Origin of the sequence: Herbaspirillum lusitanum P6-12 (assembly GCF_000256565.1) — a bacterium.
Taxonomy (GTDB): domain Bacteria; phylum Pseudomonadota; class Gammaproteobacteria; order Burkholderiales; family Burkholderiaceae_D; genus Herbaspirillum; species Herbaspirillum lusitanum.
The window spans coordinates 1-21,420 of sequence record NZ_AJHH01000137.1; the positions used below are offsets into that span (position 1 = coordinate 1).

General features: G+C 56.9%; 16 protein-coding genes, 2 tRNA genes, 3 rRNA genes and 3 pseudogenes. 12 read left to right on the plus strand and 12 right to left on the minus strand.

Annotated elements, in window-relative coordinates; genetic code table 11:
- From HLUSI_RS0104795 to rrf, 6 genes are all read left to right on the plus strand, one after another.
- The coding region (locus HLUSI_RS0104795) for an enoyl-CoA hydratase-related protein (protein WP_016832895.1) at positions 1–343 on the plus strand (343 nt) is incomplete at its 5' end.
- 609 nt (positions 344–952) lie between these two features.
- A 16S ribosomal RNA gene (locus HLUSI_RS0104800) occupies positions 953–2,485 on the plus strand.
- A gap of 116 nt (positions 2,486–2,601) precedes the next feature.
- Positions 2,602–2,678 (plus strand) — tRNA-Ile (locus HLUSI_RS0104805).
- Between the two features lie 9 nt (positions 2,679–2,687).
- Positions 2,688–2,763: transfer RNA gene (locus tag HLUSI_RS0104810), tRNA-Ala, on the plus strand.
- A 284-nt stretch (positions 2,764–3,047) separates the two neighbouring features.
- Positions 3,048–5,921, plus strand: a 23S ribosomal RNA gene (locus HLUSI_RS0104815).
- Positions 5,922–6,065: 144 nt separating this feature from the next.
- A 5S ribosomal RNA gene (gene rrf, locus HLUSI_RS0104820) occupies positions 6,066–6,178 on the plus strand.
- Together the 16S, 23S and 5S rRNA genes with 2 tRNA genes alongside form the textbook arrangement of a ribosomal RNA operon.
- Before the next feature lie 505 nt (positions 6,179–6,683).
- On the opposite strand, the gene HLUSI_RS0104825 is transcribed toward rrf, so the two are convergent.
- From HLUSI_RS0104825 to HLUSI_RS0104865, 9 genes are all read right to left on the minus strand, one after another.
- Positions 6,684–7,232, minus strand: a complete 549-nt coding sequence (locus HLUSI_RS0104825) for an acyloxyacyl hydrolase (protein WP_016832896.1) — start codon at positions 7,230–7,232, stop codon at positions 6,684–6,686.
- Positions 7,233–7,464: 232 nt separating this feature from the next.
- Entirely contained in the window at positions 7,465–8,358 is an 894-nt protein-coding gene (locus HLUSI_RS0104830; protein ID WP_029363140.1) for an SMP-30/gluconolactonase/LRE family protein, read from the minus strand.
- A gap of 239 nt (positions 8,359–8,597) precedes the next feature.
- Positions 8,598–9,362, minus strand: coding sequence for an SDR family oxidoreductase (locus HLUSI_RS0104835; protein ID WP_016832898.1), 765 nt, complete (start codon positions 9,360–9,362; stop codon positions 8,598–8,600).
- Positions 9,363–9,372: 10 nt separating this feature from the next.
- Entirely contained in the window at positions 9,373–10,545 is a 1,173-nt protein-coding gene (locus tag HLUSI_RS0104840; RefSeq protein WP_016832899.1) for a fumarylacetoacetate hydrolase family protein, read from the minus strand.
- A 173-nt stretch (positions 10,546–10,718) separates the two neighbouring features.
- Entirely contained in the window at positions 10,719–12,254 is a 1,536-nt protein-coding gene (locus HLUSI_RS0104845) for a UxaA family hydrolase (RefSeq protein ID WP_029363141.1), read from the minus strand.
- 136 nt (positions 12,255–12,390) lie between these two features.
- Positions 12,391–13,197: a transporter substrate-binding domain-containing protein gene (locus HLUSI_RS0104850; protein ID WP_016832901.1), complete on the minus strand. Its 807-nt coding sequence runs from the start codon at positions 13,195–13,197 to the stop codon at positions 12,391–12,393.
- A gap of 64 nt (positions 13,198–13,261) precedes the next feature.
- Entirely contained in the window at positions 13,262–13,996 is a 735-nt protein-coding gene (locus HLUSI_RS0104855; RefSeq protein WP_016832902.1) for an amino acid ABC transporter ATP-binding protein, read from the minus strand.
- The gene (locus HLUSI_RS0104860; protein ID WP_016832903.1) at positions 13,980–14,630 is read right to left on the minus strand and encodes an amino acid ABC transporter permease; all 651 of its coding nucleotides are present in this window, start codon (positions 14,628–14,630) and stop codon (positions 13,980–13,982) included. Before HLUSI_RS0104860 ends, HLUSI_RS0104855 begins: the two co-directional genes overlap by 17 nt.
- Positions 14,631–14,639: 9 nt before the next feature.
- On the minus strand, positions 14,640–15,323 hold the full coding sequence (locus tag HLUSI_RS0104865; RefSeq protein WP_016832904.1) for an amino acid ABC transporter permease: 684 nt from the start codon (positions 15,321–15,323) through the stop codon (positions 14,640–14,642).
- Here HLUSI_RS0104865 and HLUSI_RS32370 point away from each other — a divergent pair.
- The gene (locus HLUSI_RS32370) at positions 15,322–15,462 is read left to right on the plus strand and encodes a hypothetical protein (protein ID WP_016832905.1); all 141 of its coding nucleotides are present in this window, start codon (positions 15,322–15,324) and stop codon (positions 15,460–15,462) included. The two genes, HLUSI_RS0104865 and HLUSI_RS32370, sit on opposite strands and share 2 nt — an antisense overlap.
- A 33-nt stretch (positions 15,463–15,495) precedes the next feature.
- Complete coding sequence (locus HLUSI_RS0104875) at positions 15,496–15,690, plus strand: hypothetical protein (RefSeq protein WP_016832906.1); 195 nt, start codon at positions 15,496–15,498, stop codon at positions 15,688–15,690.
- Here HLUSI_RS0104875 and araD1 read toward each other — a convergent pair.
- A pseudogene (gene araD1, locus HLUSI_RS27015) lies at positions 15,677–16,676 on the minus strand (AraD1 family protein). The gene HLUSI_RS0104875 and the pseudogene araD1 sit on opposite strands and share 14 nt — an antisense overlap.
- 214 nt (positions 16,677–16,890) lie before the next feature.
- Here araD1 and HLUSI_RS27020 point away from each other — a divergent pair.
- Together HLUSI_RS27020 and HLUSI_RS0104890 are read left to right on the plus strand one after the other, a co-directional pair.
- Positions 16,891–17,858: pseudogene (locus HLUSI_RS27020) on the plus strand (LysR family transcriptional regulator).
- 61 nt (positions 17,859–17,919) lie between these two features.
- Positions 17,920–18,744 (plus strand): DUF3047 domain-containing protein, encoded by an 825-nt coding sequence (locus HLUSI_RS0104890; RefSeq protein ID WP_016832908.1) that lies wholly within the window; start codon positions 17,920–17,922, stop codon positions 18,742–18,744.
- 8 nt (positions 18,745–18,752) lie between these two features.
- Here HLUSI_RS0104890 and HLUSI_RS0104895 read toward each other — a convergent pair whose 3' ends face one another.
- Positions 18,753–19,106, minus strand: coding sequence for a DUF1304 domain-containing protein (locus HLUSI_RS0104895; protein WP_016832909.1), 354 nt, complete (start codon positions 19,104–19,106; stop codon positions 18,753–18,755).
- A 248-nt stretch (positions 19,107–19,354) separates the two neighbouring features.
- Here HLUSI_RS0104895 and HLUSI_RS0104900 point away from each other — a divergent pair, with 248 nt between their 5' ends.
- Positions 19,355–19,819, plus strand: a complete 465-nt coding sequence (locus HLUSI_RS0104900; protein ID WP_016832910.1) for a hypothetical protein — start codon at positions 19,355–19,357, stop codon at positions 19,817–19,819.
- A gap of 72 nt (positions 19,820–19,891) precedes the next feature.
- Here HLUSI_RS0104900 and HLUSI_RS0104905 read toward each other — a convergent pair whose 3' ends face one another.
- A complete protein-coding gene (locus HLUSI_RS0104905; RefSeq protein WP_016832911.1) occupies positions 19,892–21,085 on the minus strand; it encodes a M20 aminoacylase family protein in 1,194 nt (397 codons plus the stop codon).
- A 189-nt stretch (positions 21,086–21,274) separates the two neighbouring features.
- On the opposite strand from HLUSI_RS0104905, the pseudogene HLUSI_RS32375 reads away from it, so the two are divergent.
- Positions 21,275–21,420 (plus strand): annotated as a pseudogene (locus tag HLUSI_RS32375) (ABC transporter permease); the annotation flags it as partial.

Here is a 21,420-nt window from a genome sequence, read left to right on the forward strand (position 1 = left end):
TATAAGCGCGCGCGCGGTATCCAAGGCCAAGGCCATGGACCTGTGCCTGACCGGACGCATGATGGATGCGCAGGAAGCCGAGCGCGCCGGATTGGTGTCGCGGGTGGTTGCCGCCGATAAGTTGATGGACGAGGCATTGGCTGCGGCCATCGTCATTACCGAGATGTCGCAACCGGTAGCGGCGATGGTCAAGGATTCGGTGAACCGGGCGTACGAAACGACGCTGGCCGAGGGCATCAAATATGAACGCGCCTTGTTCTACAGCTGCTTCGCTACCGAAGATCAGACGGAAGGCATGGCGGCGTTCCTGGAAAAGCGGACGCCGAGCTTCAAGAATCAATAATCTGCTGCCGGTATTTGTATTGAAAATGAAGCCTGTCCCGTCAGGGACGGGCTTCATGCTTTTTGTTTTTAAAATTATTTACGGCTGCAAATGCAGGGCTGGCGTGGGTTTGCCGGGAGGGGGGGTAAAAAGTTTAAATAATTTTTCAAAAAGGGTTGCACGGAATGGAAAAGCTTTGCTATAGTTCGCCTCCCCGCTGACAGAGCGACGCAGCAAACAGCAAGACGCAGCGCGCCGGAGGTGGGGAAAAGGAAGTAAAAAAGGTTTTTGAAGCGAGAAGTTGGAAGTAAAAATTTTTAGTGAAGCGTTAAAAAAGTAGTTGACGCAAATTAAAAAACACTACATAATCTCGTTTCTCTGCTGCTGACAAACAAAACGATTTGACAGCGACGCAAACGGCACTTCGGTGCAGTGCGAAGCAGGCAAGGTTCTTTAAAAATTAACAGTCGATAAGTGTGGGCGTTTAATGAAGTGCGACAGACCTTCGGGTCTGGAAACTTTAAATATTTTTAAACGCTCACGAAGAAATATAGGTAAGAAATTATCTGTCAGTATTTTGAGTGAGTGACCGATTCGAAAGAATCAGCCAGCAATGGCAAAACAGAGATTGAACTGAAGAGTTTGATCCTGGCTCAGATTGAACGCTGGCGGCATGCCTTACACATGCAAGTCGAACGGCAGCACGGGAGCTTGCTCCTGGTGGCGAGTGGCGAACGGGTGAGTAATATATCGGAACGTGCCCTAGAGTGGGGGATAACTAGTCGAAAGATTAGCTAATACCGCATACGATCTACGGATGAAAGTGGGGGATCGCAAGACCTCATGCTCATGGAGCGGCCGATATCTGATTAGCTAGTTGGTGGGGTAAAAGCTCACCAAGGCGACGATCAGTAGCTGGTCTGAGAGGACGACCAGCCACACTGGAACTGAGACACGGTCCAGACTCCTACGGGAGGCAGCAGTGGGGAATTTTGGACAATGGGCGCAAGCCTGATCCAGCAATGCCGCGTGAGTGAAGAAGGCCTTCGGGTTGTAAAGCTCTTTTGTCAGGGAAGAAACGGTCTTGGTTAATACCTGGGGCTAATGACGGTACCTGAAGAATAAGCACCGGCTAACTACGTGCCAGCAGCCGCGGTAATACGTAGGGTGCAAGCGTTAATCGGAATTACTGGGCGTAAAGCGTGCGCAGGCGGTTATGCAAGACAGATGTGAAATCCCCGGGCTCAACCTGGGAATTGCATTTGTGACTGTATGGCTAGAGTGTGTCAGAGGGGGGTAGAATTCCACGTGTAGCAGTGAAATGCGTAGATATGTGGAGGAATACCGATGGCGAAGGCAGCCCCCTGGGATAACACTGACGCTCATGCACGAAAGCGTGGGGAGCAAACAGGATTAGATACCCTGGTAGTCCACGCCCTAAACGATGTCTACTAGTTGTCGGGTCTTAATTGACTTGGTAACGCAGCTAACGCGTGAAGTAGACCGCCTGGGGAGTACGGTCGCAAGATTAAAACTCAAAGGAATTGACGGGGACCCGCACAAGCGGTGGATGATGTGGATTAATTCGATGCAACGCGAAAAACCTTACCTACCCTTGACATGTACGGAATCCTGAAGAGATTTAGGAGTGCTCGAAAGAGAACCGTAACACAGGTGCTGCATGGCTGTCGTCAGCTCGTGTCGTGAGATGTTGGGTTAAGTCCCGCAACGAGCGCAACCCTTGTCATTAGTTGCTACGAAAGGGCACTCTAATGAGACTGCCGGTGACAAACCGGAGGAAGGTGGGGATGACGTCAAGTCCTCATGGCCCTTATGGGTAGGGCTTCACACGTCATACAATGGTACATACAGAGGGCCGCCAACCCGCGAGGGGGAGCTAATCCCAGAAAGTGTATCGTAGTCCGGATTGGAGTCTGCAACTCGACTCCATGAAGTTGGAATCGCTAGTAATCGCGGATCAGCATGTCGCGGTGAATACGTTCCCGGGTCTTGTACACACCGCCCGTCACACCATGGGAGCGGGTTCTGCCAGAAGTAGTTAGCCTAACCGTAAGGAGGGCGATTACCACGGCAGGGTTCGTGACTGGGGTGAAGTCGTAACAAGGTAGCCGTATCGGAAGGTGCGGCTGGATCACCTCCTTTCTAGAGTGCGCATGATTTAAGCGCTCACACTTATCGTCTGTTAGTAAAGAAGAACAGTTATATCGGTTGCGGCGGCGGCATAGTCTGCTGGCTGACTGCTGATTACTGATCCAAGCGGGTCTGTAGCTCAGCTGGTTAGAGCACCGTGTTGATAACGCGGGGGTCGTTGGTTCGAGCCCAACCAGACCCACCAAAGAGTTTCGGGGGTTTAGCTCAGCTGGGAGAGCACCTGCTTTGCAAGCAGGGGGTCGTCGGTTCGATCCCGTCAACCTCCACCAGAAACATCAAACCTAAGTCGCATGCATGAGCGTGTGGATTTAGGTTTGGTCTTTTAGTGATCAATAGCTGTTTTTGTTCTTTAACAATCTGGAAGAAGTAAAGAATTCGTCAACGACGAGCGCCAGGATTTCGATCCTTGTGCAAGAAGTTGATGGGTGTGATTGTATCAATCAAAGTATTACGAAGTGATCTTAGCAATTAGAAGACTTACTTTGGCAATACGGCAAACGCTAAACTCAAAAAACTCTATAACGATCTCTCGGAAGAGAGGCTAACGTTATAGGGACAAGTGAATAAGTGCACATGGTGGATGCCTTGGCGATTACAGGCGATGAAGGACGTAGTAGCTTGCGATAAGCTGCGGGGAGCTAGCAAACAAGCTTTGATCCGCAGATTTCCGAATGGGGAAACCCACCCGCAAGGGTATCACTGACTGAATACATAGGTCTGTGAGGCGAACGCGGCGAACTGAAACATCTAAGTAGCTGCAGGAAAAGAAATCAACCGAGATTCCCAAAGTAGTGGCGAGCGAAATGGGACCAGCCTGCAAGATTTAGCACCATTGATAGTAGAACGGAATGGAAAGTCCGGCCATAGAGGGTGATAGCCCCTTATACGAAATCAGTAGTGTGGAACTAGGCTTGCGACAAGTAGGGCGGGACACGTGAAATCCTGTCTGAACATGGGGGGACCATCCTCCAAGGCTAAATACTCGTAATCGACCGATAGTGAACCAGTACCGTGAGGGAAAGGCGAAAAGAACCCCGGAAGGGGAGTGAAATAGATCCTGAAACCGTGTGCATACAAACAGTAGGAGCGGACTTGTTCCGTGACTGCGTACCTTTTGTATAATGGGTCAGCGACTTACATTCAGTGGCAAGGTTAACCGAATAGGGAAGCCGTAGAGAAATCGAGTCCGAATAGGGCGTTCAGTCGCTGGGTGTAGACCCGAAACCAAGTGATCTACTCATGGCCAGGTTGAAGGTGCGGTAACACGCACTGGAGGACCGAACCCACTAATGTTGAAAAATTAGGGGATGAGCTGTGGGTAGGGGTGAAAGGCTAAACAAACTTGGAAATAGCTGGTTCTCTCCGAAAACTATTTAGGTAGTGCCTCAAGTATCACCATCGGGGGTAGAGCACTGTTATGGCTAGGGGGTCATCGCGACTTACCAACCCATTGCAAACTCCGAATACCGATGAGTGCGAGCTTGGGAGACAGACGTCGGGTGCTAACGTCCGGCGTCAAGAGGGAAACAACCCAGACCGCCAGCTAAGGTCCCAAAGATTGGCTAAGTGGAAAACGAAGTGGGAAGGCTAAAACAGTCAGGAGGTTGGCTTAGAAGCAGCCACCCTTTAAAGAAAGCGTAATAGCTCACTGATCGAGTCGTCCTGCGCGGAAGATGTAACGGGGCTAAGCCAGTCACCGAAGCTGCGGATATCAATTTATTGATATGGTAGGAGAGCGTTCTGTAAGCCTGCGAAGGTGTCTTGTAAAGGATGCTGGAGGTATCAGAAGTGCGAATGCTGACATGAGTAGCGATAATGGGGGTGAAAAGCCCCCACGCCGTAAGCCCAAGGTTTCCTGTTCAACGTTCATCGGAGCAGGGTGAGTCGGCCCCTAAGGCGAGGCAGAGATGCGTAGCTGATGGGAAGCAGGTTAATATTCCTGCACCGTCGTTAGATGCGATGGGGGGACGGATCGCGGAAGGTTGTCCGGGTGTTGGATGTCCCGGTTTCTGTATCAGAGAAGGCTGTTAGGCAAATCCGGCAGCGTAATTCAAGGGTATGGGACGAGCGAACTTGTTCGCGAAGCAATCGGAAGTGGTTCCAAGAAAAGCCTCTAAGCTTCAGTCTAACGAGACCGTACCGCAAACCGACACAGGTGGGCGAGATGAGTATTCTAAGGCGCTTGAGAGAACTCGGGAGAAGGAACTCGGCAAATTTGTACCGTAACTTCGGGATAAGGTACGCCCTAGTAGTTTGACTGGCCTGCGCCAGAAGGACAAAAGGGTTGCATAAAAAGGTGGCTGCGACTGTTTAATAAAAACACAGCACTCTGCAAACACGAAAGTGGACGTATAGGGTGTGACGCCTGCCCGGTGCTGGAAGATTAAATGATGGGGTGCAAGCTCTTGATTGAAGTCCCAGTAAACGGCGGCCGTAACTATAACGGTCCTAAGGTAGCGAAATTCCTTGTCGGGTAAGTTCCGACCTGCACGAATGGCGTAACGATGGCCACACTGTCTCCTCCCGAGACTCAGCGAAGTTGAAATGTTTGTGATGATGCAATCTACCCGCGGCTAGACGGAAAGACCCCATGAACCTTTACTGTAGCTTTGCATTGGACTTTGAACCAATCTGTGTAGGATAGGTGGGAGGCTTTGAAGTAGGGACGCCAGTCTCTATGGAGCCATCCTTGAAATACCACCCTGGTTTGTTTGAGGTTCTAACCTTGGTCCGTTATCCGGATCGGGGACAGTGCATGGTAGGCAGTTTGACTGGGGCGGTCTCCTCCCAAAGTGTAACGGAGGAGTTCGAAGGTACGCTAGATACGGTCGGACATCGTGTTGATAGTGCAATGGCATAAGCGTGCTTAACTGCGAGACTGACAAGTCGAGCAGGTACGAAAGTAGGACATAGTGATCCGGTGGTTCTGTATGGAAGGGCCATCGCTCAACGGATAAAAGGTACTCTGGGGATAACAGGCTGATTCCTCCCAAGAGTTCATATCGACGGGGGAGTTTGGCACCTCGATGTCGGCTCATCACATCCTGGGGCTGTAGCCGGTCCCAAGGGTATGGCTGTTCGCCATTTAAAGTGGTACGTGAGCTGGGTTTAAAACGTCGTGAGACAGTTTGGTCCCTATCTGCCGTGGGCGTTGGAAGTTTGAAGGGGGCTGCTCCTAGTACGAGAGGACCGGAGTGGACGAACCTCTGGTGTATCGGTTGTCACGCCAGTGGCATTGCCGAGTAGCTAAGTTCGGAAGAGATAACCGCTGAAAGCATCTAAGCGGGAAACTCGCCTTGAGATGAGACTTCCCGGGGGTTTAACCCCCCTAAAGGGTCGTTCGAGACCAGGACGTTGATAGGTCAGGTGTGGAAGCGCAGTAATGCGTTAAGCTAACTGATACTAATTGCCCGTGCGGCTTGTCCCTATAACATTAGCTGTTATAGCTTTAGAGATTTATGTGTTTGCCCTGATCGGCACATCACACCCAAAGATAAAATTTACTTCTTCCCAGATTGCGTTGTTTGGCCATCCTAGCTCCAATTGGACCCAAGCAACACTACAAGTTATGCCTGATGACTATAGCAAGTTGGTACCACCCCTTCCCATCCCGAACAGGACCGTGAAACGACTTCGCGCCGATGATAGTGCTGCAACCAGTGTGAAAGTAGGTCATCGTCAGGCTATTAATTAAGCTCAAGCCCCATACCATCAGGTGTGGGGCTTTTTGCTGTCCGCTTCCTTTGTCATATCTTCCCCTCTTCAATCCCTCCACGCCGTATTTGCGGCGTATTACCCGGGCGCAAACCAACTGCCGGTTCCGTTTTACCTCTTCCGCCTCACTGTTTTACCTGCATTGCGTTCGCCACCGGCAATATCCCCTTCCCGAGTGCAATCCGCGCCTCGCGGACTCACCGCCGCTTCATTCCAACTACGCTCCCAACACCGCTGATCGACCAGGAAGATCAAGCGTCCACGGTCGTGGTTTGTATCAAGCACACCAGCGCCTCGCAGAAATAAACGAGGAACAGCGGCAGTCCTCTCTCGCACTCAGCCCTTCCTTCAGAAAACCAGGCGCAAACTATCAGAAGGCCATATCGAAAAGCAGGACAATTCTATGGGCGTAAAAAAACCGGTCAGCGACCGGTTTCTTTATTCTTGCCGTCAGCATCGACAGCCGTTCAAACCATCAGAAGCGGTAAGCAGCCTTGAGCACCGCAAAATTCACGCCGCCGTTCGGTTGCTTGATGCCGCCGTTCGAAAAATGCTGCAGCTTCAGACCGACGTCCAGGCCATTTGCGAAAACATAGCCGGTGCCGAGGTGGTCGCCAAACTGGAAGGCAGTCGACAGCTTCTTGGTGTCGTTGTTGTACAGCGAGGAGAACAGGTGAACGCCGATGCCTGCTTCGCCGTAGAAACCTTTTTTGTCGTCGCGTTGGAAACGGAAGACCGGTGTGAAGCCGATATCGGTGAAGTTCTTGCTGGAATCAGTATTGTTGTAACGCTTTTGATGCCATTCAGCGACTGTCAGATCCCAGTAGCCGCCGATGTGGGTACCGTTCGATTGCCACCAGGCGGTGTTCTTCCAATCCCATTGCGCACCCAGGCGCAGCATCTGAACCTTGGATCCGGCGCCGGCTTCAACGGACACGGAATCAACGGCGTAGCTGGAAGTTTGCAGGCCGATCAGAGCAACGGCGGCGACAGTAAGTTTGAGGGCAAATTTTTTCATCGACATGGAGTTTTCGCTAGAGTAAATATTGTTGAATATCGAAATGGAATCGGTTGTGCTGAGAGCGAATATCATCCGCAAACACCTGAGGCTATTTTCTCATAACAACTAGAAAAGAAAGCAAGTCTCGGAACAAGCGTGACCGTGATTGTCGCTGAAATTGAACAGCTTTGCTGGAGCTGGCTTGGAATGAGGTTATTTCATTGGCAAAAAGATAATGCAATTCGCCCGAAACCGCTTATCCCCGATATGCAAATTCCGGCAAACCGGCGACGTCCACCCGCAACGACAACACGCAGCCGGAATGAGGATACTGTGCCAACTCAGCTTCGCTGCGGCCATTCCTGGCAGTAGTGATGTAGAGCGTGCGCAAATCCTCGCCGCCAAAGGCAATCATTGTCGGGCAGCGCGCTGGTATATTGATCTCCTGCAAAATGTCGCCGGTCGCAGAAAGCCGCAGCACGCGTCCGCCTTCAAACATCGCGCACCAATACGCGTTCTCGCTGTCGACTGCAGCGCCATCGGGACGGCCGCCGTAATCCGGTGCTGTCTTGTCCGTATCGAATTGCTTGAACAGTCGCTTGTTGCTGGTGCTACCGCTGGTGAGATCGAAATCGTAGACGTCGATGCGGTGGGCCGGTGTGTTCGCATGGAACATCCTGCGCTTGTCGGTGCTGAATGCCACGCCATTCGAAGTGGTGACCGGATGCGCCGCATCGCGCAATTGTCCATGGTCGAAACAGAACAAGCTGCCCAATTCCTGATCGCGCGGCTCATAAATCGTCCCGACCCAGAAGCGTCCCGTTGCGTCGCAGCGGCCGTCGTTGAAACGGAGTTTACTGACGTCGTAAGGCGCGTCGAGCAGACGAGTCAAGTCGCCGCTGTCCGTGTCGAGGCGGAATAGTCCATCACGCAACGCCACCAGCAAGCCGCCATCGGCATGAATGGCAATGCAACCGGGTTCGCCGGGCATGGGCCAGCTGCGGTGCGTCTTGCTGCTTTCATGCAGGCGATGCACCGCCCGGCCGGGAATGTCGATCCAGTACAGTGCACCTTCACCGGCGTGCCATAAAGGGCATTCACCAAGTTGCATGGGCGTGTCGAAAGCGATCTGGATTGGATGTGAAGGCATGGGCATTGGACTCAGCAGTTTCGGATAAACAAGAACTGCATTATGCCTATTCCGGTGAGCTGAACAATGCTGCCGGAGTTTAAAAAGAAAATAAAAAAACTATCAATACCCTCGTGCCGGACACCGCGTACGTACCGCCCAAAACACCGCAGCCCCTGCGATCCAGGATCGGCAGGGGCTGCGGGAGCATCAGCGTGGCGATGTAGCAAACTACATCGCGGCATCAATCTAATCGGCGATCAGTTCGACCAGCCACCGTCGATCATGTGGATTGCGCCGGTAGTGAATGCCGACTCTTCCGACGCCAGATACAGCGCCAGCGCTGCGACTTCTTCCGCCTTGCCGATGCGGCCCATCGGTTGACGGCCGACGAAAGCCTGGCGCACTTCCGCTTCGCTCTTGCCGGTTTCCTTGGCCTGGGTCGTGATGCGCTGGTTCAGCGAGGGCGACTCGATGGTGCCCGGGCAGATCGCATTGCAACGCACGCCTTGTGCGACGAAGTCGGCCGCAACCGATTTGGTCAGGCCGACCACGGCCGCCTTGCTGGCGCCGTAGGCGAAGCGATTCGCCACGCCCTTGACGCTCGATGCCGCGGACGCGATGTTGACGATCGAACCGGACTTCTTCGCCAGCATGCCCGGCAACACCGCACGGATAGTGTGGAACATGGCCTTGGCATTCAGGTTGAAGGAGAAATCCCAGGCCTTGTCGTCGCAATCCAGGATGTTGCCGGCGGCAACGTAGCCCGCGCAGTTGAACAGAACGTCGACCGCGCCGACCTTGGCCACCAAGGCCTTGATCGCGGCGTCGTCGGTCACGTCCAGCAGGTGCGTTTCCACGTTGGCGATGCCGGCCAGTTCATCCAGATGCTGCTTGCTGATGTCGGTCGCGATGACACGTGCGCCTTCGCGTGCAAACAGTTCGACCGAAGCGCGGCCGATGCCTTGCGCGGCGGCAGTGATCAGTACGGTCTTGCCGGCCAGGCGTCCAGAGGATTGCGACATGGTGTTTCCTTTAAATGAGTTTGCGTTGTGCGAGATTCTTGAGCAGCGCCGTCAGACCAAATGTCCATGGCGCTACCTTGTCGGTAAAGTTGACCTTGTTCACCAGCGCGCCCAGCTTCGGCGTCGCGATCGTGACCACGTCGGCGACCTGGTGGGTGAAACCCTGTCCCGGTCCGAAGCGGTCCTGCGTCGGCGCGAACATGGTGCCGAGGAACAGCACCAGGCCGTCGGGATACTGGTGATTCGGGCCTATGGCGTGTTCCACCAGGTTCAGCGGATCGCGGCTGATCATCGACATCGAACTGCTGCCCTTGAGCGTAAAGCCTTCCGTACCGTCAACCCGCATTGTAAGTTCGGCACGGCGCACGTCGTCAATTGAAAAGTTTGCATCGAACAGACGAATGAAAGGCCCGACTGCGCACGATGCGTTGTTGTCCTTGGCTTTGCCCAGCAGCAGGGCGGAGCGGCCTTCGAAGTCGCGCAGGTTGACGTCGTTGCCGAGTGTCGCGCCTAACGTCACGCCGCGGCTGTTCACCACCAGCACGATTTCCGGTTCGGGATTGTTCCAGACCGACTTCGGATGGATGCCGACTTCATCGCCCAGGCCGACGGAAGACAGCGGCTGCGCCTTGGTGAAGATCTCGGCGTCGGGGCCGATGCCGACTTCCAGGTATTGCGACCACACGCCCTGATCCAGCAGCACTTCTTTCAAGCGCGCGGCCTCGGGCGAGCCTGGCACTACGCTGGAGAGGTTGTCGCCGATGACGGCGGTGATGGCCTTGCGCACCGATTCCGCTCTGCCGGCATCGCCGCGCGCCTGTTCTTCGATCACGCGCTCGAGCATGCTGGCGACGAAGGTCACGCCGCTGGCCTTGACCGCCTGCAGGTCGATCGGCGCCAGCAGCCACGGACGCGACGTATCGCGCGTAGCGACGTCGGCATTGGCCAGCAGGTCTTCCAGCGAAGCCAGGCGCGGCGCTTTGGCCTGCGCGACTGCGGCAGCGGGATTGTCGAGTTCGAGCAGCTGGCTCGAGGTCGCTGCGACGGCAGTCAGGTCATACACACCGTCGGCTTGCACCTTGACCAGCACCGGCCCGACGTTCGGTTGCCAGATACGGCCAATCAGGGTCGCTTGCTGGTGATCTTCGGGCAGGTGTGCCTGAATCGTGAATGCGTGTGTCATGCGTGCTCCAAATGAATGTCAGGGGACGATGCTGAATGAGGACGAGATACGGCGAGATGCTTCAAGGCGTGCCGGCAAAATTTCCTGATTTCCTGAGGTTGCAACCCTCGATGTAAAAACTGTCGCCGGCAAGACAGACGCCGGCGACAGCAAGCAGAGGAAATTGCAGGCGATCAGGTATAAACGCCGATATGCCAGGGCACGAACTCGTCCTGGCCGTAGCCATGCAACTCGCTCTTGGTCTTCTTGCCCGAAGCGGTGTCGAGGATCATCTGGAAGAACTTGGCGCCGATTTCCTGCGGCGTGGCCAGACCGTCGGCAATTTCACCGCAGTTGATGTCCATGTCTTCTTCCTGGCGTTGCCACAATGCCGTGTTGGTCGCCAGTTTCAGCGACGGCGACGGTGCGCAGCCATAGGCCGAACCACGGCCGGTGGTGAAGCAGATCATGTTGGCGCCGCCGGCGACTTGCCCGGTTGCAGAGATAGGATCGTAGCCGGGAGTATCCATGAAGACAAAGCCCTTGGCCGTCACCGTCTCCGCATATTTGTAGACGTCCATCAGGTTGGACGTGCCGCCCTTGGCGACGGCGCCCAGCGATTTTTCCAGGATGGTCGTCAAGCCGCCTGCCTTGTTGCCGGCGGAAGGATTGTTGTTCATTTCGGCGCCGTTCTTGGCGCAGTATTCTTCCCACCACGCAATGCGCGCCAGCAGCTTTTCGCCGACTTCCGACGACACTGCGCGACGCGTCAGCAAGTGCTCCGCGCCGTAGATTTCCGGCGTTTCCGACAGGATCGCGGTGCCGCCGTGCCTGACCAGCAAGTCGACCGCGGCGCCCAATGCCGGATTGGCGGTGATGCCCGAATAGCCGTCCGAGCCGCCGCATTGCAGGCCCAGCGTCAGGTGGCTGGCCGGAACCGGTTCACGCTTGACGTCATTGGCCTTGGGCAGCATCTTCTTGATCTTCTCGATACCCAGCGCGACCGTCTTGGCGGTGCCGCCGGTGCTCTGGATCGTGAAGGTGTGGAAGTACTCGTTCTCTTTCAGATTGTGCGCTTCCAGCAGGCCGGAGATCTGATTGGTCTCGCAGCCGAGGCCGACGATCAGCACGGCAGCGAAGTTCGGATGCTTGGCGTAACCAGCCAGGGTACGGCGCAGCATTGCCAGCGGTTCGCCTTCCGAGTCAACCGCGCAGCCAAGGCCGTGGGTCAGCGCAACGATACCGTCGACGTTGGGGAAATCAGCCAGCGCTTCCGGGTGGATGTCGCGGCGGAAGTAATCTGCAATCGCGCGTGCGGCGGTGGCCGAGCAATTCACCGAGGTCAGCACACCGATGTAATTGCGCGTGGCGACGCGACCGTCCTGGCGCTTGATGCCGAGGAAGGTGGCAGGCGTGTCGACATAATCGACCGGCTTGAAATCGGCGCCGAAGGAATGCTCGCGCGAAAACTCCGCCATGGCCAGATTGTGCGTGTGCACGTGCTGACCTGGCTCAATGGCTTGGCTGGCGGTACCGATGATTTGTCCATAACGCTTGATCGGCTGGCCGACGGCGATGGCGCGTGTCGCCATCTTGTGGCCGGCGGGGATCAGCGCCGCGACCCGCAGGCCGTTCTCTTCTTCGAGAATGGTGCCGGTGATCAGCTGGCGGCGCGCAATGACAACATCATCGACAGGATTCAATCGAATGACGGGAGAAATAGGTTTCATGATGATCTCGGTAAAAATCGGCAAATATCGGCTATCGGCAACAGTGAATGGCATGTCGGCCGACGCACTGCTAAGCAATGGCGCCGGCCGTGGTGCGTGTTGCTGCTTACATGATGCTCACTTACTTCACTGCAAATTACTTCGTCGCAAATTGCGCCAGGTCAGGCATCGGTGTGCCGACCCATTGCTGGTAGATCTGACCGAGGCGACCGTTCTTGGTGTTGGTGTCGACCCAGGCGTTCAGCCATTTTTGCAGTTCAGGTTCGTTTTGACGGATGCCGATGGCGTAAGGGATGTCCTTGATCGCGAACTTGGTTTCCAGGCCCTTGGATGGATTCTGGCGAGCGATCGCGGCAGCCAGCGCATTCGGTGTGCACAGGCCGTCAACCTGGCCCGACACGACGGCGGCGGTCACGGTGGCATCATCGTCAAAGCGCACGATGGTGGCGCCCTTCGGCGCCAGCGGCGTCAGCAGGGAATCCTGCATGTTGCCGCGCACGACGGCGATACGCTTGCCGTTCAGGTCGGCCAGGCTCTTGATCGCGGTACCCTTCGGTGCGGCGACGACGAATTGCGACGCGCCGTACGGATGCGTGAAGCTGATGACCTTGGCGCGTTCAGGCGTGATACTGAACGTGGCGATGACCATGTCGGCCTTGCCGGTCATCAGGAAGGGCACGCGGTTCGGGCCGGTGACTTGCACGATTTCCAGTTCCACGCCCAGATCCTTGGCCAGCGCGCGTGCGGTTTCCACGTCCGAGCCCTGCGGTTCCAGCTTGGCGTTGGTCATGCCGAACGGCGGCGCGCCGAGGTCGACGGCGATCAGCACTTTCTTGCGCGCCTTGATGTCGGCCAGCGTGTCGGCATGGACCACCTGGGCGAAGCAGGCCAGGCCGAGCATGACGGCTGCAGCTTTTTTGGTGAAATTGGATAAAGTTTTCATGTTGTCTCCTGAGGTATCGATTTTTACTGCAACGTGGTGAAGCTATTTTCTGCTGATTCGAAAATTACAACTCGCTGCTGACGAACTTCGCCAGTTCAGCGGTCTTGGGATTGGTGAACAACTCGTCCGGAGGCCCCATTTCCCAGACTTTTCCCTGGTGCATGAACACCAGCACATCGGCCAGTTTGCGCGCGAACGCCATTTCATGCGTGACCAGCACCATGGTCATGCCCTGCTTGGACAAGTCTTCCATGACCTTCAATACTTCGCCGGTCAGTTCCGGATCGAGCGCCGACGTCACTTCGTCGAACAGCATCAGTTCCGGCGCCATCGCCAGCGAGCGGGCAATTGCCACGCGCTGCGCCTGGCCGCCGGAGAGTTGCTCCGGATAGGCTTCCTTCTTGGCTTCCAGGCCGACCAGCGTCAGCACATTGTGCGCGATTTTTTTCGCCTCTGCTGTCGCCATCTTCTTGATGGTGGTCAGCGCCAGCGTGATGTTGCGCTCCACGGTCACGTGCGGGAACAGGTTGTAGCTCTGGAACACGATGCCGACCTGCTTGCGCAGTTCACGCAGGTTGAGTTTGTCCGGATGATGGATGTCATGGCCGCAGACGTTGATGTCGCCCGAGTCGATGCGCTCCAGTCCGTTGAGGCAACGCAGCAAGGTGCTCTTGCCCGATCCGCTGCGACCGATGATCGCAACCATCTGGCCCTTCTGCACATCCAGCGAGACGCCGTTCAACACCTTGTTCGTGCCGAAGCTCTTGTGCAGATTGTTGATGCTAACGATTGCTGACATTCAATTTCCTTTCAAAGTGCTTGCTCAGCGCCGACAGCGGATAGCAGAGACAAAAATAAATCAGGGCCACGCAGCCGAACACGGTGAACGGCTGGAAAGTCGAGTTGTTGATGATCTGGCCGGCGCGCGACAGATCGACGAAGCCGATCACCGACGCCAGCGAGGTGTTCTTGACGATTTGCACCATGAAGCCGACAGTCGGCGGAATGGCGATCTTGAACGCTTGCGGCAGGATCACTTTCTGCAATTGCTCGAAGCGGTTGAAGCCCAGGCATTCCGACGCTTCCCACTGGGTCTTCGGCACCGCCTGGATGCAGCCGCGCCAGATCTCGCCGAGGAAGGCGGCGCAATACACCGCGAACGAAATCCCGGCCGCCACCAGCGGCGACAGCTTGAAGCCCGCAATCGCCAGGCCGAAGTAGGCCACGAACAGGATCACCAGTAGCGGGATGCCCTGGACGATCTGGATGTACCAGCTGGCGATGGCGCGCAGCGTCTTGTTGGGGGACACGCGCCACAGCGCGATCACGAAGCCGGCCGCGCCGCCAAAGGCGAACGCCACCAGCGACAGCACGATGGTCCAGACCGCCGCCTGCAACAGGTATTCGACATGTAAAAAGGTAAATGAGGTCACGTTGTCTCCTTACAGATTGGTGCCGAGCTTGCGCTTGCGCACAAACGCGGTCTTCCCGACCAGCCAGAACGCGGCGCGGAACAGGAACGACAAGGCCAGGTAGGCAACGGCGATCACCACATACACTTCAAAGCTGCGGAAGGTTTCCGACTGCACCAGGTTGGCGGTGGCGGTCAGTTCTTCTGCAGAAATCTGCGACGTGATGCTCGATGCCAGCATCAGCAGGATGAACTGGCTGGTCAGCGATGGATAAACGCGTTCCACCGCAGGCAGCAACACCACATGCCAGTAGACATGGAACTTCGACATGCCCAGGCATTCGGCCGCTTCGATCTGGCCGGGGTGAATGGAGTTGATGCCGGCGCGCATGATCTCCGCGGTGTAGGCGCCGACGTTGACGGTCAGCGCGATCACGGCGGCGGTTTCCGCAGTCAGCCGCAAGCCGATGCTGGCCAGGCCGAAATAGACCAGGAACACCTGCACCAGCAACGGCGTATTGCGGATGATCTCGACATAGGTCTTGACCAGCGCCTGCAGCAGCCAGCTCTTGCTCTTGAAGGCGATGGCGCACAACGTGCCGACCACAAAGCCCAATACGATGGAAAGCGCGGATAACTGTATCGTCAGCCAGGCGCCTTCGAGCAAACGGGGCCAGTTGACGAACACGCTCATGAAATCAAAGGTGTAATGCATGAAGTCTCCAGAAGTCTTCGGGACGGCGGCTGATTCCGGGAAACCGGGTAATCAGGCTGCTGAACAGGCTGCAAATCAGGCAGCTATCCAAGGCATGGATGAAGGACAGATGGAACTGGGCAGGCAGACGTCCTCATGAACATTCTCATGACGCACGTCGGCTGGAAGTGTGTTGGCATTGCTGGGTCTCCTTGCTGAGGCCTGGCCGGACCGGAAGGTCCGCTACTCAGGACAATTCATTATTGATGCGCTGCGGATCGTTGTCCGGTCCGGTGAGCGTATCGGCAATCGCCTCTTGATGGGCGCTTTTATTTTCGGTAATGACGACATTCCTGAAACTTGCTACCTGTCGATCAAAGTACTTTGATGCCGTCGATGGCGATGCGCGATTGTTCGCGTGCAATACCGTTGACCAATGGTTCGCCGAAATCCGGCAGGCTGATTTCAAAGGTGTCGCCCAACTGCGTGCGCACGCCGTCGGCAAACGACAGCGTCGCGGTGCCGAAGAAATGCACGTGGATGTCGCCCGGCCGCAGGAACTGGTTGTACTTGAAGTGGTGGTACTCCAGGTTCTCGATGGCGTGGCACATGTTGTCCTGGCCGGAGAGGAATTCCTTCTCCCAGATGACGCGGCCGTCGCTCGCGACGGATGCGGCTCATGCCGACCAGGTTGGCCGGCAGTTCGCCGACCAGCAGTTCCGGGCCGAACGAGCAGTAGCGCAGCTTCGAGTGCGCCAGGTACAGGTAATTCTTGCGCTCGACCACGTGATCGGAAAACTCGTTGCCGATGGCGAAACCGAGGCGATGCGGCTGGCCGTCGTCGCCGATGATGTACAGGCCGGTCAGCTCTGGCTCTTCGCCGGCGTCTTCGGCAAACTCCGGCATCGGGAAGGCGGCGCCCGGATTGACCACGATGTCGCCGTCGCCCTTGTAGAACCATTCCGGTTGCGCGCCGACCTTGCCGCGACCCGGACGTCCACCTTCCAGGCCCCACTTGAACATGCGCATGGTGTCGGTCATGGCGCTTTCATCATCGTCCAGCTTCTGGTGCATCTTGTCGCGCGTGGAGGCGCTGCCCAAGTGCGTCAGGCCGGTGCCGGACACCAGGCAATGCGCCGGGTCCGCATGGTCCAGCGGCGCCAGGATGCGGTTTTCCTTCAGGATGGCGGCGTAATCTTCCGAGGTGTTGCTGTTGAGCAGTTGCGCCTGGCGTTCCAGCGAATTGCCTTCGGCAATCGCCAGCAGGGCCAGCTCGTGCATGGTGCTGACCTGGGAAACCACGTTGATGGCCTTGCCGCACACGATGCCGACTTTGCGGCTGCCCTGGCGGTCTTCGAATTGAATCAGTCTCACGTTGTCTCCGATGTTGATATGGAGACATCCGGCGATGGCGCAGCGCGCATCGCATATAGGCGCCGGCAGGTCGAATCAATCGTGCGCTTTGCTGTGTGCAACGGCGCTCAGATCAATTTCGCCAATGTCTCCATGAAATTATTCACATCCTCTCGAGTATGGATGCGTTAGCATTATGTTTTTGCTGGACAAAATATAAGAGGCTTCCACAACGATGTCTAATGACCTTAATTCATCGGGTGATAACCAACCGCAGGCAACTCAGGAAACGCCAGCGGTTTTGCCCTCGGTGAGCGCGATCGTCAGTCGCCTGCGTTTCAAGCAGGTGGCCTTGCTGACGGCGCTCGACGAGCAAGGTTCGCTGCACAAGGCCGCAGAAGTCATGCACATGACGCAGCCGGCCGCCACCAAGGCGCTGCATGAAATGGAGTCGGCGCTGGGGGTGACATTGTTCGACCGGTCGACGCGTGGTATCGAAGCCACCGAGCTGGGTCGTTGCGTGATCCGTTATGCGCGCCTGATCCAGAGCGACATCAGTAATCTGCGCGACGAGTTGCAGGGCATGCTGACCGGGCAGGGCGGCAGGTTGTCGATCGGCACCATCATGGGACGCGCGCGCTGACGCGCCTGCGCGAGGTCCAGCCGGAGGTCTCGATCGAAATCACCGAAGACACCAGCGCACGCCAGCTGCTGCTGCTGGATCAGGGGCGCATCGACCTGATGGTGGGACGTTCCTCGGTGAGTTCACAGCCGCAGCTGTACAACTATGAAATGCTGCGTGGCGAACCGATGTGCATCGTCACCGGGCTTGATCATCACCTGGCAACCGCGCAGAAGGTGCGCCTGCAGGAATTGTCGACCTCGTCATGGATCCTGTATTCCAGCAATATGCCGATGCGCATCTGGATCGAGCACGAATTCAAGCTGGAGGGAATGAAGGTGCCGGCCAATGTTATCGAAACGGCATCGCCGTTCGTCACGGTCACCTTGCTGGCGCAATCGAACATGGTCGCCGTGATGCCGCTGGATATCGCGCACTTCTTCGCGGCCAAGCAAATGCTGTGCATCCTGCCCGTGCATCTGAAGACCCGCATCGAGCACTATGGTATCGTGACCCGCAAAAACGCCACCCTGTCATCGATAGGGAAGATGTTCATCAATATCCTGCGCCAGCAAAATTGAAACAGAAAAATCCAACCGCAGCTGCGCCCACTTTCCATCTTCGCAATTTCGTCGGGAATCCATGAAGTCTGTCGTCACCTCTTCGCTGCCGTCTTCCCTGCGCCTGGCCATGCTGGCCGGCATGGTCGCCATCCTCGCCGCCTGCGCCAACACGCAAAAAGTACATGATCCGGTCGCCAAGCAGGTCAAGCTGGACCAGGCGCTCGCGCTGTTCTCGAGCAACCCGGCGCAAGGCTTGCCCAAGGAATGGGAGCCGCTGAGCTTCATGCGCAAGAAGAAGGCGACCGAATACGGCCTGGTCAGGGACGGCGACCGCACGGTATTGCGCGCCTTCGCCGACAAGGCGTCATCGGGCCTGCGCCATGAGGTCAATATCGATCCGGTCAAACAACCTTGGCTGAGCTGGAGCTGGAAGACCTCGGCCTTGATCAAGACCGCCGACAATCGTTTCCGCGACACCGAAGATTCGCCGGTGCGCATCGTGCTGGCCTTCGACGGCGACAAGAACAAGCTGTCCTTCATGGACACGATCCTGTTCGACACCGCCAAGCTGTTGTCGGGACATGACTTTCCCTACGCCACGCTGATGTATATCTGGGAAAACAAGGCGCCCAAGGAGAGCGTCATCGCCAACACGCGCACCGGCCGCATCCAGATGCTGGTGGCCGAAAGCGGCGCGGCCAATGTCGGCCAGTGGGTCAGCTACCAGCGCAACATCGTCGACGATTACGTGAAGGTATACGGCGAACAGCCGGGACGGCTGATCGGTGTCGGCGTGCTCACCGACACCGACAACACCGAAGGGAAAGTGGAAGCCTGGTACGGCGACATCCGCCTGTTGCGCCAGGCCACGGTGGCCAGGCAGGCAGCGTCGCCGCAGCAGTAAATCAGGCCTTAGCGCGCCGCCAGCAGCGCGAGCAACGCCAGCAAGGCCGGCAATCCCTGCACATACAGGATGGAGCGTTTGGCGGTGAGGCCGCCGTAGATACCCGCGACCAGCACGCAGGCGACGAAGAACAGCTTGATCGCGCCATCGCCGGAGATCAGTCCCCACGCCAGTCCCGCTGCGAGAAAACCGTTGTAAAGGCCCTGATTGGCGGCCAGCACCCTGGACGCCTCGGCCGCTTCGCGCGACTGGCGAAAGGTCTTCAGCCCCAGCGGCTTGGTCCACAGGAACATCTCCAGCACCAGGATCCAGACATGCAGCACGGCGATCAGCGCCACCAGGATGTCGGCGAGCAGTTTCATTGTTTCTCCTTGTTATGACTTGTCTTGCGATGATGCCCGAAACAACGGTCCGTGAACATAGTTCGCGGCCTGCGGGTTGCAGACCCCGCGCGAAAGCCGCTACAATGACGCCGGGCCTGACAGGAGGCCCGGTCTCGCGAAAGCTGACGCACCTGTTCATTGTTACGCGCACCTTCCCTTTCGGATATGCCCTGACGTTGAAACCTTGATATGACCGTAGCGAGAACGGTCGATATGAAAGGAACGTTATGTGGTCTACCTCCCATCCCCTGTTCAAGCAATTGAGTACTATTGCCGGCGAACCCTGCTGCAACAGCGAATTCCTGCGCCGACATGCACGCCGGTTGGTGCGCGACGGTCGCGCCGACCAGCCCAGCAAAGCCTTGCCGGTGCTGCGCCGGGTGATCGACGCCGGTCTCATGCCGGAGCTCGCCGTCACCGATCTGTACGGCGTACGCGAGACGCTGCAGCTGAAACATATCCTGCACATGCTGGCGCGCGAACTCGGCTTTCCCAATTGGGACATCTGCAAGCAGGAGATTGATCTTCGTGAAACCGCGGTGTTGGATCGCTATCGTTTCGAGCAGGGCCAGTTCGGCGACTTCGAGCAGAACTGGTTTCCCGACGAACCGACCGCGCGCGCCTGGCAGCAGGCGAACGGCGGTTACATCGTGAACTACGGCAAGCAGGCTGTAGCGATTCTTGCCAGGTAGGTCATGCAGTGAGCACGCAATAAAAACGGCGGCGCCATGATGGCCCGCCGTTTTTTCAACGCGATCAAAAGTTTATTGCGGCTTCAGAAAGGCCTCCGCCAGACGCACCCAATAGGTCGCGCCGAGCGGCAGCAAATCATCGTTGAAGTCGTAACTCGGATTGTGCAGGTTGCACGGACCGAGGCCATGACCGCTGTCGCGATGGCCGCCTTCGCCGTTGCCGATGAAGACATAGCAGCCGGGTTTGTGCTGCAGCATGAAGGCGAAATCTTCGGCGCCCATGGTCGGTTCGACCGCGGCATCGACATTGTCGGCGCCGACGATGCCTTGCAGGACTTCGACGGCGAATGCGGTTTCTTTCGCATGATTGATCAGCGGCGGATAGTTGCGCTGGAAGTTGAAATCGACTTCAGCATCGAAGGCTGCGGCCGTATGTTGCGCGATCTCGCGCATGCGGCGCTCAATCAGATCCAGCACCGGCGTGCTGAAGGTGCGCACGGTGCCGATCAGGCTGGCATTGTCGGGAATGACATTGGTGGCGCTGCCGGCGTGGATCTGCGTGATCGACAAGACGGCCGGATCGTTGGGGTTGGCATTGCGCGAAACGATGGTCTGCCAGCTCTGCGCGATTTGCACCGCCGTCATCACCGGGTCGATGGATTTATGCGGCTGCGCCGCGTGCGAACCCTTGCCTTTGACGATCACTTCGAACTCATTGCTCGACGCCATCATCGGTCCCGGCGTGACGCCGAAGGTGCCGGCTTTCATGCCCGGCCAGTTGTGCATGCCGAACACCGCATCCATCGGATATTTTTCAAACAGGCCATCCTGGATCATGCGCTCGGCGCCGCGGCCGCCTTCTTCGGCCGGCTGGAAAATCACATACACGGTGCCGTTGAAATCGCGATGCTGCGACAAGTGATGCGCCGCGCCCAGCAGCATGGCAGTGTGGCCGTCGTGGCCGCAGGCGTGCATCTTGCCGGCGTTTTTGGAAGCGTGCGGGAAGGTGTTCAGCTCCGGCATCGGCAAGGCGTCCATGTCGGCGCGCAGGCCGATCGCACGCGGACCGTCGCCGCTCCTGATGATGCCGACCACGCCGGTGACGCCTAGTCCGCGCACCACCGGAATGCCCCATTCGGTCAGCTTTTGCGCGACGACGTCGGAGGTGCGCTGTTCTTCATAGCTCAGTTCGGGATGAGCGTGGATGTCGCGCCGGATCTTTTGCAATTCGGCATGGAATCTGGTGATGGGATCGATGAGTTTCATGATGCGTACCTTGCTGCTGTGTTGTCATTTCGATACTGGGTGTTGATGATGGCGACGACGAGTCTTTTGTCGCGGTCTCGTCTATATTACTCCCAGGCTTGAACGGCTTCCACAAATGTAGTTGCTTCTCTTGCATGTTTTCTGCACCATTCGCTTTTCGCAGTTTTTTCATTCACCAGCCAACCGCCAATGCTTGTTTTCATAATCCGCCGCTGCGTCCAGAGCCTTGCCGTGTTGCTGCTGATGTCGCTGCTGGTGTTCGCCAGCGTCTACGCCATCGGCAATCCCATCGACATCCTGATCAGCGCCGACGCCGACCAGATCGAGCGCGGCCT